Below are 16468 nucleotides of genomic sequence, written 5' to 3'. Positions count from 1 at the left end.
AGATTCCTATGCTGAACGCAGTGGGCAAAGCCCAAAACATTCTCCTTCTCGGTGGCACGTCCGAGATCGGCCTAGCCATCGTGAACGAGTTCCTTACTCACGGTCCTGCGCACGTTACCCTTGCCGCGCGCAAGGACTCCCCGCGTATCGACGCCGCCGTGAAGGCCATCGAGTCCGCTGGAGCATCCGCTGTTGAGGTCATCGACTTCGACGCAACCGCTTTTGATACTCACGCTGATGTCATCGACCAGGCATTCCTCGTGGGAGATGTCGACGTAGCCATTGTCGCCTTCGGCACCCTCGGTGATCAGGAAGAACTCTGGCAAGACCAGGCCAAGGCTGTGGCAAGCGCTGAGACCAACTACACCGCACCGGTGTCCGTTGGTGTGCTTCTCGCAGAGAAATTCAAGGCCCAGGGACACGGCACTATCGTCGCTCTGTCTTCTGTTGCAGGCCAGCGTGTTCGCCGCTCTAACTTCGTTTATGGCGCATCGAAGGCTGGTATGGACGGATTCTACGTCAACCTCGGCGAGGCTCTTCGCGACCACGGCGTTAACGTCCTTGTCGTGCGCCCCGGCCAGGTACGCACCAAGATGTCTGCCGATGCAGGAGAGGCTCCGCTGACAGTGGATCGCGAGGACGTGGCCAAGGCTACTGTCCAGGCAGTGCTGTCCGGCAAGAGCTCCATCTTCGTTCACCCGTTGTTCGAATATGTCTCGCTTGCTTTCAAGTTCATCCCACAGACGATCTTCCGAAAGCTACCGTTCTAACTTTCTAGCCGCCGTGCGCCGCACGGCGGCTTTTACGTTTCGGCGCACTTTAACAACAAAATCAGTGATGATCGTCACTAAAGTCGCTGTCACCGGCAAGAATATCAACGACACTTCTTAAAGGTCTTAAGAGCATGTGACACACTGTTCTCTATGATCAATCGTGCCCGCAACGCAGATTCCCAACCGCCGAAAGACGACTCGGAAGCGCCGCACACCTCCGCTGCAGCCAGCGATCCTTTTCCGGTGATGCTCAAGCACCCGGATAAGGCCAATCCACGGGATAAGAGTTACGACTTTGACTACACTCCCGATATTCAGGATGCTCCACATACGCTGTTCGGAATAGCCGCCGCGATCCTGGGAGGTGGCCTCTTTACGCTCATCTCTTGGTTCATACTTAAGCAGGTCAATCTCCCAGCATTCGGACCTTCTTTAGTTACACGCGCACTGGCCACTGTCTGCACTCTCTTTGTTGTCATTGCGGTCACAGCGCTCATGATCTGGTGGGTTCATTATGAGAAGACAAACCAAAAGCGCCCTCGCTGGTTTACTTGGCTCACCTATGCCGTAACTTATCTGTCACCAGCTGGTCTCATAGTGGCTTCCCTCGGGATACCGCTGTCCCCGACCAAGCTCTACCTCGACGGGCTGACCGTCGACCAGGTTTTCCGCACCCAATACATGACGCGGCTGACAGACTCCTGGCATCTCACCGATATGAACTACATCGACCTTCCGGCTTACTACCCCGGCGCGTGGTTCTGGTTCGGTGGACGACTGGGCGCGCTCCTTGGCTTGCCCGGTTGGGAAGTATTCCAGCCGTATTCGCTTATTTCTCTCAGCATGGCTGGCTGTCTCCTCGTACCGGTGTGGCAGCGTATTGTCGGCAGCTTGCCCGTAGCCACTGGCATCGCCTTAGTGACCACCACCGTTGCGCTCGTCATGTGCGCAGAAGAGCCTTACGCATGTGTTATTGCAATGGGCATACCCGCCGCAGTTATTATTGGTCGTCGTGCCTTGTCGGGACGCAAAAGCGCTATCCTGGCAATCATTTTTTACTTGGGCATTTCCGCGTCCATGTACACCCTTTACACAGCGATTATTGCTTTGAGTTTGATCGCCATCAGCGGTGTTATTTCGGCGTTGATCCTGCGCTCGTGGAAACCCATCGGGCGTATCGTTCTCATCGGCGTTTCCTCCATGGCCATCGCTGCTATCGCCTGGGGCCCGTACTTTACGTTCCTGTTGAGCGGTAAACACACCTCAGGCGCCACAGCTTCTCACTTCCTTCCCGTTGAGGGCACGGAAATCCCACTGCCTATGTTTGCAGCCAGCATCATAGGAGTCCTCTGCATGCTAGGCCTGATCTACCTACTGGCTCGGGCTGCGGATCCGGATATCAACTCACTAGGCGTTGCCGTTGTGGTTTCTTATATCTGGGTCATCGCATCCATGGCCGTCACACTCACGGGCTCGACACTCTTCGGTTTCCGCCTGGACCCGGTTATTACGATCATCTTGGCAACCGCAGGCGTACTGGCCATAGCAGATTTCCGCCTCGTGGGAATCCATCGTCTCTACCCTGTTCAGTTCTCTCCTAGCACTTCACGCCAGATCACGATGGTCATTGCTATTGTCGTCGCTCTCGGCGGCATCAAATATGCGCAGGATATTCCGGCCAAGAACTCCCACTCCATCGATCACGCTTATTCCAGCACAGATGGAAACGGCGAGCGTGCCGACCGCTACCCTGCAGATGCCACGCAATACTATGCAAGTATCGACGCCATTCTGCGGGAAAAAGGCTCCATTCCCCGTGAGACTGTGGTCCTCACGGATGAAATGAACTTTATGGCCTACTACCCCTACCGTGGTTTCCAGGCCTTTACCTCGCATTATGCAAATCCCCTCGGCGAGTTTAACGAGCGAAATAAGAAAATAGAGCAGTGGGCAATGGATAGCTGGCAACAGCTCAAGGACCCGCAAGCCTTCGACGAGGCGCTGCACTCTACTCCGTGGAAGGCACCAGAGGCGTTTATTTTCCGCGCCGATGCTACGGCAGAAAACTCAAGTGGTTGGAACTTTGACCTTGCTGAGGACATCTACCCCAATAATCCCAACGTCCGTTTCCGCGGAGTAAAGATCAATCCTGAGGTCTTCACTGGTAAAGACACCCCGTGGAAGGTCAATCAGGTAGGACCATTTGTGGTGGTGACCCGTGGATAAGCATGCCGTAGACTCGAATTCCGTGTCTAGTTCAGTTTCGCAGAATCCAGTGAGAACGCTCAAGCTTTTAGCGGTTTTATCAGGCGTTCTTGGCTTTTTGTTCTTCCTCTTGACGCCGTTTATGCCAGTCAATCAAGTGCAGTCATCTCTGTCCTGGCCACAAAACGGAACTCTCAATAGCGTTAACGCGCCGTTGATGAGCTACTCCCCTCAGGAATTTAACGCAACTATTCCGATTAGCGCTTCTGAAAAACTCCGCCCGGGACAGAGCCTCATCGTGGGAACCCTGCCTGAGGACAGCGAAGATGCTGCAGCTCGTGGCCTCTTTGTGCGCTCTTCCGACGGCGGAATCCAGATAACATCCCGTGGCGAGCTGGTCTTTGAACTCACTGCAGATGAACTCAAGAAACTGCCTGCCGACGCCACAATCGCCGTCTCTTCTACCAAGGACGCAACCACCGCTTCCGTCGGTGAGCACAGCGGCTCTATAGATGAAGACAAACGCCCACAGCTCACGGGTCTGTACTCTGAACTCGAATCTCAGGCAGCGAGCGCTCTCAGCAGTCTTAAAGCCGACGTAGAGATTAACTCCCGCTTCACTACTTCCCCCACCACGGCAAAGTACGCAACTATGTGGCTGGGCGGGATCATGACCGTGATTGCGCTTGTCTGCTTGGGGCTACTGGATCTGCAAGACAACAAAAAAGTGCGTTTCCTCCAGCCCGGCGCTTGGCGCCCTCGTGGACTTGATGCCATTGTCGTTGCGATCCTAGGCTTCTGGTATTTCATCGGTGCCAACACCTCCGATGACGGCTTTATCCTCACCATGGGCCGAATCGCAGCACACGCTGACTATATGGCCAATTATTACCGTTGGTTTGGTGTCCCAGAATCTCCCTTCGGAGCACCATACTACGATCTCCTGGGCCTCATGTCGCATGTCTCCACATCTTCTATCTGGATGCGACTTCCTTCCCTGATCTCCGGTCTTATCGTGTGGTTCGCACTTTCCCGCGAGGTTCTTCCGCGTCTGGGAGAAAAAATTGCTGGACGACGCGTCTCTCAATGGACCACGGCCTTTGTATTCCTTGCCTTCTGGCTGGCGTATAACAACGGTCTGCGTCCAGAACCGATCATCGCTGCTGGCACTCTGCTCACATGGCTTTCCTTCGAGGTCGCCATCAAGACTGAGCGCCTCCTCCCGGCTGCCGTGGGAACCCTTCTGGCTGCGTTCACCCTTGCATGCGGCCCTACGGGTCTCATGGCCGTTGCCTGCTTGCTCGCTGGTTTGTCCTACTTGATCCGCATTATCTACCGCAGGATCCCGCTCTTAGGAGGCAAACCTGCCTTCAGCATCGCGGCCATGGTCGCACCTTTTGCCGCTGCCGGAACCGCAGTGTTGGTGGCTGTTTTCGGTGACCAAACCCTGATGAACGTCTTCGAGTCTATTCATGTCCGCTCGGAGACGGGACCGTCGTTAAGCTGGTACAACGAGTTCGCTCGTTATCAGGTTCTTATGCAACAAACCGTGGACGGTTCTTTTGCCAGAAGAGTCGGCGTTTTCTTCACCTTCGTCTCTGTCGCGCTCGTGATCACGTCGATCCTACGAAACGGAAAGGTTCCTGGCAGCAACAAGGGACCGGTCTTCCGCCTGCTGCTCGTCATGGTCGGAACGCTGTTCTTCATGATGTTCACGCCTACCAAGTGGACTCACCACTTCGGCGTATGGGCTGGTATCGCAGCGGCCCTCGCTGGCGTTGGCGCGGTCGCGCTCTCGCACATGGCGTTGCGTTCTCCGCGATCACGCACCCTTCTCACGGGCGGAATACTCTTCGTCTTCGCCTTCGCCCTCTCCGGCACGAACGGCTGGTGGTACACGTCTAGCTACAGCGTGCCGTGGTGGGATAAGACGATTCAGATCCATGAGATCGAAGCATCTACCGTGATGCTGCTTATTTCACTCATCGTGTTAGCCATCGGCGTTTTGCAGTCCTTTAAAAAGGACGTGGCGGAAGAACGCGGCGATGCTCCTGTAGCTTTCCGCAAACAGCGCTTTGAAGGCCTGGCGGCTGCTCCGATTGCGATACTCAGTGTCCTCGCCGTAGCGTTCTCTATGGCGTCTCTGGGTAAAGGATTCATTTCGCAGTACCCTGCCTATTCTGTTGGCTTAGGCAACCTGCGCGCGGCTGCGGGCAATACCTGCAACCTCGCCAACGACGTCCTCGTGGAGTCAAACACCAACGAGTCCTTCCTCCAGCCGCTACACAGCACCCTGGGCGAATCACTCACCTTTGGTAAGAATCGAGCATTCGATCCCAACCACATTTCCTCCGAGGCCTACACAGAAGAAAACAAGTCCTCCTCTAGCACTGCCGGAACCGCAAACAGCACGGATACTGGCGAAACTAACACTGAAGGTAAAGAGCACCGCGCAGCTGTGGGTGTAAATGGTTCTACTGCACAGCTCCCCTTTAATTTGGATTACACGCGCGTACCAGTTCTGGGCTCGTGGACCAGCGGTGACCAACACTATGCTGAGGCCGTCTCGGATTGGTACAAACTGCCAGAACGCAGCGAGTCTGCCCCTATCATCGCGGTTTCTGCTGCCGGAAGTATCGAGCACCTCGATCTGGACGGAGTCAAAAAAGAAGGACAGAAACTGCTCATTGAGTACGGCACTGCCTCAGATGGCAAGGTCACGATGCTCGGAGAAAAGCAGATGATTGACATCGGCCCTGATCTCAAATGGCGCAACCTGCGACTTCCGCTTTCAGAGCTTCCTGCGGAAGCCAACGTTATTCGCATCCATGCCACGGACGGCAACCTCAGCCCCGACGAATGGCTAGCGTTTACGCCGCCCCGCGTACCTACGCTTGAGACGCTTAACGACGTCTACACCGCAGACACTCCCGGATTACTCGACTGGGCAGTACCGCTACAGTTCCCCTGCCAGCGCACCTTTAACCACTACGCAGGCGTGGCAGAGATCCCTCAGTTCCGTATCTCCGCCGACGCAGAAGGACGCGCTTCTGGCGCTTCCTTCCAGGACTACTTCGGTGGTGGCGTGACCGGAATCGCGGAAGCCGTGAACTATAACTACCAGCTTCCGAGTTATTCCAAGAACGACTGGCAGCGCGATTGGGGATCCATCGAGGTTTACCACCCTCGCCCCAACTCGCAGGGCAAGGAACCGGATCTGGCTACCGTCACCACAGAAGTAGTGACGCGATCAGGCCTCTGGTACCCCGGACCGATGAATATCAACACTGACCACTAGTGCGCTTTTAGCCATTCTTTGGCAATCAGCGCACTAGGCAGCTGTTCTGTCACAGAACGCGTATTGAGTTGGATCAAATCCTGGGTGGTTAGTTTTGCGTTCACTTCATTAAGTACTGCCACGGCATCTGCGTCTAATTTCTTGCTGGCTAGTGGCACTACGCGTGAAGAAAGAAACTGTCCTTTGGGGTCCTTGAGGCTCACCAGGTTATTCGCGGCAATGGATGGGTCTGCACTATAGATGATCGCCAGTTGAATATCGCCATCTTTGAGTGCTTTGACTGTTAGTGGCCCGCCGGAATCCTCGATAGGAGTAAAGGCGGCATCCACTCCATACACGCTCTTGAGGCCTTTGGGACCGTTAGGGCGATCCTCTGCCTCAGAGTTAGCTCCCAAGGTTATGTTCTGGACCTTTCTAAGATCCTGAATAGACGTCACCCCATGTTCCTCCGAATATTCCTTAGTAACAACATAGGAATCTTGGTCGGAGGCTTCTGCCTGGTTTAACACCTGCAACTTGTCTGGAAGAGCGGATTGTAATTCCGCATAGACGTCTTCTGGCAGCCGGGCTGCGGTATCTGGTTTCCAATACTGCAACAACGGACCTGAGTATTCAGGGAATACATCTATGGATCCGTTTTCTACCTCAGCCATATAAACTTCCCGCTGCCCGATCTGGAACTGACGGTCCACTTTATGCCCAGCTTTTTCCAGCGCTTGCGCATAGATCTCAGCGATGACTTCGTTGGAATAATACGCCTGAGATCCGACAACGATCCCGTCAGAATCCCGGCCACCGTCAATAGATTCGAGAGAGCCACAAGCCGTTAGGCACATCGCGACTCCCAGTACTGCAATGCGTTTATTCATCGTTCCTCACTTGGCTTACTAACGTTAATGGCGAGGTCATGCGAATCACGCCGAGGTCAGCCGCAGCATCTCTGTGACATCTAATCCACAGATAAATAACGAGAGGATAGAGGAACACCGATACCGCGATCACGTTGATGATAGCCGCAAGGTTTCCTTCCCACGTGAGATTCCAGCAGAAATGAAAAACAAAGGCTACTAGCAAAGCAACGCCCGCTACTTGAAAACGACGGACTCGATCCCAACCATACGTAAACACGGCTAGGCCGATTCCATACCCAGCTATTGCTGTGAAAAAGACATGAAGCCCGGGGCCGGCAACGCTCCGTAATCCCCAAGAAAATAGTGCTCCAGGCGCATCGGAGTTTGCGTCCGTCATCCCTCCGATAACCCCATACATCAAGTTCTCAAAGACTTCGAACCCCAAGCCAACCATTCCACCGGTAACAAAACCATGCCAAGGGCGGCTGATCTTGGAGAAAGTAAACAGGATAAGGAGAACACCAAGCGCTTTGGAGATCTCCTCAGGATATGCTCCCCCAAAGGAAGCACTCACGACCTTCCAGCCCAGCTTGTCCGTCAAATCAATAATGGGCTGTGCCGAGGCCATAACCAAGGCAAAAGAAGAGCACGCGCCCCACCCGAGGGAGGTCAAGTACCACTTCCAACCCGCTTTAGGCCACATGGGCGACACCCGAAATATCAAGGTTCCCACGATCAGGTATGCAGCTCCGCACAGCAGACCTACAGCCGCCCCACTGGGGGAGAGCAATATATAAACTCCCAAAAAGAAGAGAGACACCGGAGTGGATATGGCGATGATCGCCCACATCACCCAAGAAATAGACGTTGGATGGGCGGCTGGTTTTACAGGACCTACCAAAGTACTCACGCGGTGACTCCCCTATAGTTTTGAAAATTGTTCACAATGAGTTGCACGGCATTGCCCGCATCCGGACCTTCGACAAGAACAAACAAAGTGTTTTGCTCACCGTCGTCTCCCTGCACCGCTAGGCTTAGTCCAATTTGGTCATCAGAACCTTCGACTATTCTGATATTCCCCTCACGGAATATCTCTGCGTTTTCCGGCAGCGGGCTCAAAGCATTAAAACGCATCATTCGCCTCAGCGTGTGGTCTTGATCCGTGCTGCCTTTTACCACCATGGAATTAATTTTTGTACCTTCACAATTCCATTGAGGCTGAAACAAATCGGACATTTCTTCTTTGCATTGCAAGCGCGCGCCATCATCGAGCAGCACCGGAAGCTCAATGCTATCCGCTTCCCCTAAGGTCACGTTTTTCAGTTTGAGATCAATGCTGGGAACAACGGCATTGAGCACGGCGGGGAGGGCAAGAAGCAGAGTGACTAACGCAGCGATAAGCCACCAGGATTTTGCCGACATCGCAGGCCGGAACTGGAAGTAAGACATACTGTTCAAACTACCTTCTTCATCGAACATTCGATATATCCTGGGGACCATGACTTCTCAGCAACTTGTAATGAAAGATTTGTACCGTTTTGTTAATGGTGAATGGCTAGATACTCATGTCATCCCCGACGACCGAGGCGTGGACGGAACCTTCCATGGCTTGCGTGATCAGGCAGAGATCGATGTCCATGAGCTAGTTAAATCTTCAGACTCACGGGCCGGAAAGCTTTATGCTTCTTTCATGGATGTTCCCGGAATTGAATCCGCCGGCATATCCGCTATTGATGAGGACCTAGATCTCCTAGAAACAAGCGATCTGACTACTGCATTAGGCACGCTGGATCGCCTCGGTGTCACCGGCCCCGTAAGCTTCTGGGTAGCCAAAGATTCCGCTGGTAGCGATGCTGTGGCCTACATCGTGCAGTCGGGACTTGGCCTCCCTGATGAGGCTTATTATCGGGAACACCCAGAGGTCCTCAAGGCATACACGTCCCACGTCGCCACGATGCTGAAGTTCCTCAATCCACAGCGGCTCGGTGGTTTATCCGCCGAGGAGGCAGCAGATCGCATCGTTGCTTTAGAAAAGGACATCGCTCAGGGGCACTGGGATGTGGTGAGCACTCGCGATGCGCTAAAAACCTTTAACCCAACTGAGTTTTCTGAGCTTCCGGGGAACGTCGCAACGCTCCTGCGCGCGGCCAAGCTTCCTGAATCCCGTGTGATCGCGATGATGCCCTCCTACTTGGAGCACATAGACGCTCTATTGTCCCAGCGTATCGACGATTGGAAGCTGCTTACTACCTGGCATATCCTCCACGCTCGCGCAGGCGTTCTCACCCCCGAAATCTCGCGCGCAGACTTCGCTTTCTTTGGTACTACCCTTTCTGGAGCCACTGAACAGCGCGACCGCTGGAAGCGCGCCGTGGGCCTTGCAGAAAGCTTTGTTGGTGAAGAAATCGGTCAGCTCTTTGTTCAAAAACACTTCCCGGCGTCCTCCAAAAAAGACATGGCGATTTTAGTGGACTACCTCATCGCTGCATACCGGGAACGCATTCAGAATCTTGAGTGGATGACCCCGGTAACCCGCAAGCGCGCGCTGGAAAAACTAGAGAAATTCAACGCTAAGATCGGCTATCCCGACACCTGGCGTGACTACGGCGATCTAGATTTCTCCGAATCTGGCCAAGACCTGCTGAGCAACGTCCGCACCGGTTCCGCTTTTGTCCATGACTACGAGCTCTCCAAGCTGGGCAAACCCGCAGATCGCTCCGAGTGGGTCACCACGCCACAAACCGTAAACGCTTTTTATAATCCGGTGGTCAACGACATCACCTTCCCTGCCGCCATCTTGCGAGCACCGTTCTACTCCGAAGCAAACACCGCAGAAAATTTTGGTGCGATCGGCGCGGTCATCGGCCATGAGATTGGTCACGGCTTTGACGACCAAGGCAGCCAGTACGACGGCGACGGCAATCTTCACTCCTGGTGGACAGAGGAGGACCGCGAGGCGTTCACGCGCCTTACCTCGCAGCTTGTCGAACAATTCCACGGGCTCGTCCCCTCCGTCCTCAAGGAATCCGTCGGCGTTAACGGCAAATTCACGCTCGGAGAAAACATCGGGGACCTCGGCGGTCTAGGCATTGCCGTGGTTGCTTATCAACGCTACGCCGCCGACCAGGGAGAAGAAGCCGATCTCCAACGCTTCTTCTTATCCTGGGCTCGCATCTGGCGCACGGCGATTCGCCCCGAACTCGCAGAACAATACCTAGCCATAGACCCACATTCACCAGCAGAGTTCCGCTGTAACGTCATTGCAAGCAACATCGCCGAGTTCTATCAGGCCTTTGACGTGCCAGAAGATTCCCCTATGTGGATCGCACCAGAAAAACGCGTCGCGATCTGGTAACCCCGGCGTACCATGGGCCGCATGGATGAATTTGAAGTCGGCGGCAAAGATCGGAAACTGACACCCGAACAACAATTGGAGCAGCTTTCCACATACATAGCGGCCCATTATGAACGCCCTGCAATGAATCCCCCTTGGTCGGACTCCCCCTCTGACCCCCATGTGCTGGACACTTACGACGCCCGCCTCGCCGACCGCATCACCCATGCTTCCATGCTGATGCTTGGTTCCGCGCTGGATCACACCACGCCGGGCGTCGCTTTTAGCGACGGTGTAACCACCGAAGACATGCCCAACGCTCAGATCATCCGCCCCGCACACCCAACCGGAGTATGGGGCATTTCACTCCACCCTGGCGGTTGGTGGAAAGGCTCGGGAGTCGCCTTGGAAAACTCCTGGCGCCCAGAGGTCGCAGCCGTGGCCAACCTGTCCGGCATCACCTTCCTCGATCTTGACTACCCGCTTCTACCAGAACACTCACTCTCCGAAGTAGTCGCTGCGGTGCGTCAGGCTGCCCAGTGGGTGCGTAGCATGAATCCGCCGCGTCTTGTTGCTTGGGGATACTCCTCCGGGGCCGCATTAGCCGCTCTCACCAGCGATTTGTGGAATGCGCAAGCCCTCACGTTTCCGCACCTCACGCTTGATCACCTCCCCGCTCACTTACGCGACGCAGAATTCCCACAGACTTTCCCGCCCACTTTCTTGCAGGTGGCCACACAGGATTCCGTCGCTGATCGCTACCCGTGGGCGGAGGCGCAGGCTTCTATCAAAGAGTATGTCTCCGAACACCGAGTAGCTACTCCGGAAGTCATGCGCGAACGAGTAAAAGACGTAGCAGATTTCCTACAGTGATTAAAAACACATAAATTTTTCCTTGTCTTATTCTGTACGATCTTTAGTCACCTACTACCAAAGGACAAAAATGACTGGAGTTGAATATCTATATTGGGAGTTTTTTGGAACAACCATCCTGCTCTTGATGGGTAATGGCATCTGCGCATTGGTCACCCTCCGCACATCGGCGGGACGCAATGCAGGCTGGCTCGCCATAGCCTTTGGCTGGGGTTTGGCCGTCTTTGCCGGCGCCAGCATCGCTGACCCATCTGGCGGACATCTAAACCCTGCAGTAACACTCATGCTCGCCATCAAAGGCAGTGTCGCTTGGAATCTGGTCCCCTGGTACTTTGCAGGCCAACTGCTCGGCGGTATCTTCGGCGCATTCCTTTGCTGGGCAGCGTTTAAGCAGCTTTTCGACGCCAACAACTACGACGAAGACGGAAACCCCGGCGGCAACAAAACCACTGGCGGCATCTTCTTTACCAACCCGGCGCATCCGAATAATTTCTGGAACGCAGTCACCGAGTTCATCGCAACCTTCGTGCTTCTAGCCTTCATCGCTTTCGGCCCTTCCGGAGACGTTGGACCACTCAAATACTTCGCCGTTGCGTTCATCGTGATTTCCATCGGACTCTCCCTAGGCTCCCCCACCGCATATGCGATCAATCCGGCACGCGATCTCGGGCCACGCATAGCGTACGCATTCATCCTTCCAATCAAAGACAAAGGCAGCGCAAACTGGTCTTATGCATGGGTTCCGATCGTCGCACCTATGCTTGCTGCCATCGCCGCAGGCCTACTGTAAGGAGTAATCATGTACATAGCAGCCATCGATCAAGGCACTACTTCAACCCGCTGCATCATCTTTGATCACGACGGCAACCAAGTCTCCGTCGGCCAATACGAACATGAGCAAATCTTCCCGCAAAAAGGCTGGGTGGAACACGATGCCATCGAAATCTGGGACAATACCCGCCGCGCAGTAGGCACCGCCCTGGCCGACAGTGATCTCTCTGCCAAGGACATAGCCGCCTTAGGCATTACCAACCAGCGCGAAACCACAGTAGTTTGGGACAAAAAGACCGGCGAGCCCGTATACAACGCCATCGTGTGGCAGGACACTCGCACCACTACAATCTGCAAAGAGCTCGCTGGCGACGAAGGCGCCGACCGCTGGTACCGCAAGACCGGCCTCCTCATCAATTCCTATCCCGCCGGACCCAAAATCAAATGGATCCTAGATAACGTTGACGGCGCCCGCGAACGCGCAGAAGCAGGCGAACTGCTCTTTGGCACCATCGACACATGGCTCCTATGGAACCTCACCGGCGGGGCCGACGGCGATGACGGAACGCCAGCATTGCACGCAACCGACGTCACCAATGCTTCCCGCACCCTCCTCATGGACATCGAAAAACTTGAGTGGGACAAAGACCTCTGCGACGCCATGGGCATCCCCATGGACATGCTCCCTGAAATACGCCCCTCGGTCGGCGATTTCCATCAGGTCCGTGAGCGCGGATCCCTCTCCGGGGTCCCCATCCGTTCAATGCTTGGCGACCAGCAAGCCGCCATGTTCGGCCAAGGTTGCTTCCGCCCGGGCGAAGCAAAAAACACTTACGGCACAGGCCTCTTCTTACTCCTCAACACAGGAACCACTCCCAAGTGGTCAGAAAACGGCCTGCTCACCACGGTTTGTTTCCAAATCGAAGGGCAAAAACCGGTCTACGCACTGGAAGGTTCGGTCGCAGTCGGAGGATCGCTAGTCCAGTGGCTGCGCGACAACCTCATGCTTGTCCCGAACTCTCCCATGATCGAAAACATGGCACGCAGCGTTGAAGACAACGGAGGCGTCTATATAGTCCCAGCTTTCTCCGGACTTTTCGCCCCATACTGGCGACAAGACGCCCGCGGAGTCATCGTCGGACTTACCCGCTTTGTTAACCGCAATCACCTAGCCCGCGCTGTTTTGGAAGCTACGGCGTACCAGACCCGCGATGTTGCAGACGCCATGGTCGCAGACTCTGGTGTGGAGCTCACTGAGCTTCGTGTCGATGGCGGCATGACCTACAACGAACTCCTGATGCAGTTCCAGGCAGACATTCTCGGTGTTCCAGTTACCCGCCCTAAAAATGTGGAAACTACAGCTACTGGAGCAGCTTTCGCCGCCGGTTATTCTGTAGGTTATTGGGAGAATCTTGAGTTCCTCACCCAACAAAAAGGCGATTTGCACGTCTGGAAACCCAAGATGGAGCAGGAAAAGGTCGACGAGCTCTACCACGACTGGAAGCGCGCAGTGAAGCGTTCCCTGAACTGGGAAGAAAACGTAGACGAGGTCTAGGCACTCTGGCGGGTAGGTGTATCCGCCAGCCTTATCCGATAACCCGCAGACTTGCGCCTAGCTGGAGATTCATTCTCTTCCGGAGGAGCACCCGGTCTATAAAATTTTACGACCCCCGCTTCCCTCCCATAGTGCCCCACGCCAAAACGAAAATCTCTTCTATCGTTGTTGCTGGTGTGGTGGTGTCTGCATAATAGGGTTAAATTTTCAAGGTCCGTGCGCCCACCCTCAAACCACGCTACCAAGTGGTGAACGTCGCAATTAGAAGCGGGTTGTTCGCAATGAGGGTGCGAGCACACGGCCTCCCTAGCCACCAGCGCCAAACGTTGATAGACACTAGCTGTACGCTTACTCCGCCCCAGCTGCAGTGGAATCCCTTGTTTGTTCATGAGACAAGCAAAGAGATCATCTCTCAGGCCTAACATCAACAGGTCTAGAGGCGAGAGCTCAACATCTGTGTTTGTATAAAAACGAGTGGAAAAGTTAGCTTTTTCAAGTTCTTCCATAGTCGCAGACACAATCACAGTCCCTACGCCGCCATGTTGTTTTGCAATCATGGAAGAATTTTGAGCTAAGCATTGGTGGAAAACATCTACTCTCCGTTGTGCCCAGGTTCGCTTATCTTTTTCCGGAGCAACCGGTGATGCAGCACCTTTTCGCCTCGCAGGTGTGAGCAACGATTTAAGCAAAGCACCAGTGGCCGGCGGCAAATAACCGCTCACGTATACCCCGCCGTCTTTATCTGGTTTGCTTACGGTGAGTTTTCTTCTTTTAAGCGCAGCATACGGATCCGGGTCAGACTTACAGTTAATCTCTTTCACGCGATTTCTCATGTACTGTCCAAGGGCTTCCGCACCCATGTCTTGCGCTTTCGAGATAAATTCTGCCCGCAGGCGATGGGTCCCTATCTCAGTATTCTCCTTGAGACTCCGCAACTCTCGATCAATGATCTTTAATTTCTCAACTTTTGTTTTCGCTGCATTCTCTCGCAGATTGTTACATTCTTCTGCAACCACTGGTGGAGAAGAAAAAAGATTAATGCCCCTGGCAAGCCTGTCTCGGGCTTCCGATAAGGAAAGGTCTAGACCGTTAACAAGAAAATCAACGGACTTTTTACTCCCCACGAGTGCGCCTGCATTATTAATATGCGCACAGTAAGCCACGAAAGCATCGCCATAGCCTTTAAAGGCAAAAGCTTGCTCTAATTTCACAAAGGAATCGACCACGGCGAAAAAATCAATCTCCTCCGGCGCCGTCAATAGCTCACGCAAAGAATTAATATCATCTGCAATTCGATCAATAGCTTCAGATATCTTTTGCATAACCCACCCCCTGTATCTAATCCCCTTCAGTATAGAACAAACTTTCTAAAATATGCAACCCCCATTCCATCGGGATTTTTTCATAGAAACACTTTTTCCATTGTGCGCAATATTTTCTAAATCCCAGTACCTAACTGCACGATCAGCCACATGACTACTTCCATCCGCCCTCACGACTCTCCACCAAGCAGTTAAGTGCCCAACCGTCGCCATAATCTTCCCGACTTGTCGAGGACCAGTACCTACGATTTCTGCAACATCCCCATAAGAAAGCACGTGGCCAGCGGGTATTCCGTCGACCACGTCAAGGACTCTCGAACTGAGATCATCAAGCTCATACATGTACTTAGAGACCGAATTGGCTGAGATCGATCCCCTCCAGAGGATCGGACTCACGTCCTTCTTCCGCAGCTTCTTCCACTTCACATATTGTCACCGTGGCACCTGTTGAATCAGAAATGATGCTCATCAAGCCAAATTCTGAAGCAAATGGCTCACGGATTACTTCTCCGCCGTATTCCTTTGTTTTCCGCACTGCTTCATCCATATTGGAGACGCCAAGATAGGTCTGCCAAAAACTGGGCACCTGGGGAGGAAATTGTCCTTCTGCATTGAAAATCCCAGCGAAAGCGCCCCCATCAGTCTCTGCTGTGGTGTACTCAAAATTATGATCCGAGTCCATCGTCGCCGTGGTCCAGTTGAACAACGAGGGGTAAAATTCCACTGCTTTGGCATAGTTCGTTGTACACGTTAATTCATGCCAAACTGGCGTTCCTGGTTCACCAGCTGCAATAAAAGCATCTTCCCCGGCAGGCTGGATTAATCCAAAAAGCGCACCTGAATTGTCCACGACAATGGACATGAGACCGAGCCGCACTTCCATTGGCGCTGCGAGCACACGACCACCTAGCTTTTCGACGCTCTCGCACTCAGCGTAAATGTCATCAGTCAGAAAGTAGGTCACCCAAGTATCAGCTTGCTGCTGATCCTCTGGTCTTTTAATAAATCCTGCGACTGGGAGACCTTGCACCCGGGCCAAATAGTAATCGTGGCCAAATTCTTCGATTTCCCATCCCAATACCTGCGCATAGAAGTATGTTGATTTACGCAGATCGCTGGACGTCAGATCAATCCAATATGGCATTCCTGATGCAGCTTGGAAAGCTGGCATTAGACGTTCCTCCATACTTCCGGGTCAAAGTCGTCATCGGCTGTCTTTTCATCAAAGTAGTCGTCTTCTTCGGCCGTGGTTTTAACGCGAGCACAGAGTGTTCCTACGCAGACCACGTCTCCGTCGCGAAGCTTCTTGCCACGACGAGTATCCACGGTACCGTTGACCGTTACCTCGCCGTTCGCGATAACTTCCTTCGCAATGCCGCCAGTCTCTACGAGACTGGCGAGCTTAATAAATTGACCTAGTTTGATCTCTTGGTCACGAATGGTGACATCCTGCGCGTGCATGATGCTTAGTCTATCGTGTGGCCCA

General features: G+C 53.8%; 14 protein-coding genes. 7 read left to right on the top strand and 7 right to left on the bottom strand.

The window, feature by feature from the left end; all coding sequences use genetic code 11:
* Nucleotides 1-8 precede the first annotated feature (8 nt).
* From CULFRC11_RS00705 to CULFRC11_RS00695, 3 genes are all read left to right on the top strand, one after another.
* Entirely contained in the window at nt 9-770 is a 762-nt protein-coding gene (locus CULFRC11_RS00705; protein WP_013910553.1) for a decaprenylphospho-beta-D-erythro-pentofuranosid-2-ulose 2-reductase, read from the top strand.
* Between the two features lie 153 nt (nt 771-923).
* Nucleotides 924-2999, top strand: a complete 2076-nt coding sequence (locus CULFRC11_RS00700) for a galactan 5-O-arabinofuranosyltransferase (protein ID WP_038620277.1) — start codon at nt 924-926, stop codon at nt 2997-2999.
* Nucleotides 2992-6276 (top strand): arabinosyltransferase domain-containing protein, encoded by a 3285-nt coding sequence (locus CULFRC11_RS00695; RefSeq protein ID WP_023634894.1) that lies wholly within the window; start codon nt 2992-2994, stop codon nt 6274-6276. Before CULFRC11_RS00700 ends, CULFRC11_RS00695 begins: the two co-directional genes overlap by 8 nt.
* Here CULFRC11_RS00695 and CULFRC11_RS00690 read toward each other — a convergent pair.
* From CULFRC11_RS00690 to CULFRC11_RS00680, 3 genes are read right to left on the bottom strand one after another with little or no spacing between them, the layout of a single operon-like run.
* Complete coding sequence (locus tag CULFRC11_RS00690; RefSeq protein WP_023634893.1) at nt 6273-7145, bottom strand: ABC transporter substrate-binding protein; 873 nt, start codon at nt 7143-7145, stop codon at nt 6273-6275. The two genes, CULFRC11_RS00695 and CULFRC11_RS00690, sit on opposite strands and share 4 nt — an antisense overlap.
* Complete coding sequence (locus CULFRC11_RS00685; RefSeq protein ID WP_046096523.1) at nt 7138-7977, bottom strand: PrsW family intramembrane metalloprotease; 840 nt, start codon at nt 7975-7977, stop codon at nt 7138-7140. Before CULFRC11_RS00685 ends, CULFRC11_RS00690 begins: the two co-directional genes overlap by 8 nt.
* A gap of 56 nt (nt 7978-8033) precedes the next feature.
* On the bottom strand, nt 8034-8606 hold the full coding sequence (locus CULFRC11_RS00680; RefSeq protein WP_023634891.1) for a hypothetical protein: 573 nt from the start codon (nt 8604-8606) through the stop codon (nt 8034-8036).
* Between the two features lie 19 nt (nt 8607-8625).
* Between CULFRC11_RS00680 and CULFRC11_RS00675 the strand changes: the two genes are divergently transcribed.
* From CULFRC11_RS00675 to glpK, 4 genes are all read left to right on the top strand, one after another.
* Nucleotides 8626-10482 (top strand): M13 family metallopeptidase, encoded by a 1857-nt coding sequence (locus CULFRC11_RS00675; RefSeq protein ID WP_023634890.1) that lies wholly within the window; start codon nt 8626-8628, stop codon nt 10480-10482.
* A 12-nt stretch (nt 10483-10494) separates the two neighbouring features.
* Nucleotides 10495-11334: an alpha/beta hydrolase gene (locus CULFRC11_RS00670; protein WP_023634889.1), complete on the top strand. Its 840-nt coding sequence runs from the start codon at nt 10495-10497 to the stop codon at nt 11332-11334.
* A gap of 70 nt (nt 11335-11404) precedes the next feature.
* Nucleotides 11405-12124: an MIP/aquaporin family protein gene (locus CULFRC11_RS00665; protein ID WP_023634888.1), complete on the top strand. Its 720-nt coding sequence runs from the start codon at nt 11405-11407 to the stop codon at nt 12122-12124.
* A 9-nt stretch (nt 12125-12133) separates the two neighbouring features.
* The gene (glpK, locus tag CULFRC11_RS00660) at nt 12134-13660 is read left to right on the top strand and encodes a glycerol kinase GlpK (RefSeq protein ID WP_014835707.1); all 1527 of its coding nucleotides are present in this window, start codon (nt 12134-12136) and stop codon (nt 13658-13660) included.
* Here glpK and CULFRC11_RS00655 read toward each other — a convergent pair.
* From CULFRC11_RS00655 to CULFRC11_RS00640, 4 genes are read right to left on the bottom strand one after another with little or no spacing between them, the layout of a single operon-like run.
* Nucleotides 13657-14982 (bottom strand): HNH endonuclease signature motif containing protein, encoded by a 1326-nt coding sequence (locus CULFRC11_RS00655; protein WP_023634887.1) that lies wholly within the window; start codon nt 14980-14982, stop codon nt 13657-13659. The genes glpK and CULFRC11_RS00655 overlap by 4 nt on opposite strands.
* 45 nt (nt 14983-15027) lie before the next feature.
* Nucleotides 15028-15324: an MGMT family protein gene (locus CULFRC11_RS00650; RefSeq protein WP_023634886.1), complete on the bottom strand. Its 297-nt coding sequence runs from the start codon at nt 15322-15324 to the stop codon at nt 15028-15030.
* 4 nt (nt 15325-15328) lie between these two features.
* Entirely contained in the window at nt 15329-16153 is an 825-nt protein-coding gene (locus CULFRC11_RS00645) for a VOC family protein (protein ID WP_023634885.1), read from the bottom strand.
* Nucleotides 16153-16443: an RNA-binding S4 domain-containing protein gene (locus CULFRC11_RS00640; protein ID WP_023634884.1), complete on the bottom strand. Its 291-nt coding sequence runs from the start codon at nt 16441-16443 to the stop codon at nt 16153-16155. Before CULFRC11_RS00640 ends, CULFRC11_RS00645 begins: the two co-directional genes overlap by 1 nt.
* Nucleotides 16444-16468 lie beyond the last annotated feature (25 nt).

This window comes from Corynebacterium ulcerans, assembly GCF_000767685.1.
Classification (GTDB): Bacteria; Actinomycetota; Actinomycetes; order Mycobacteriales; family Mycobacteriaceae; genus Corynebacterium; species Corynebacterium ulcerans.
The sequence above is the reverse complement of the archived record's forward strand: the minus strand, read 5'-3'. Positions and strand labels throughout refer to the sequence as shown.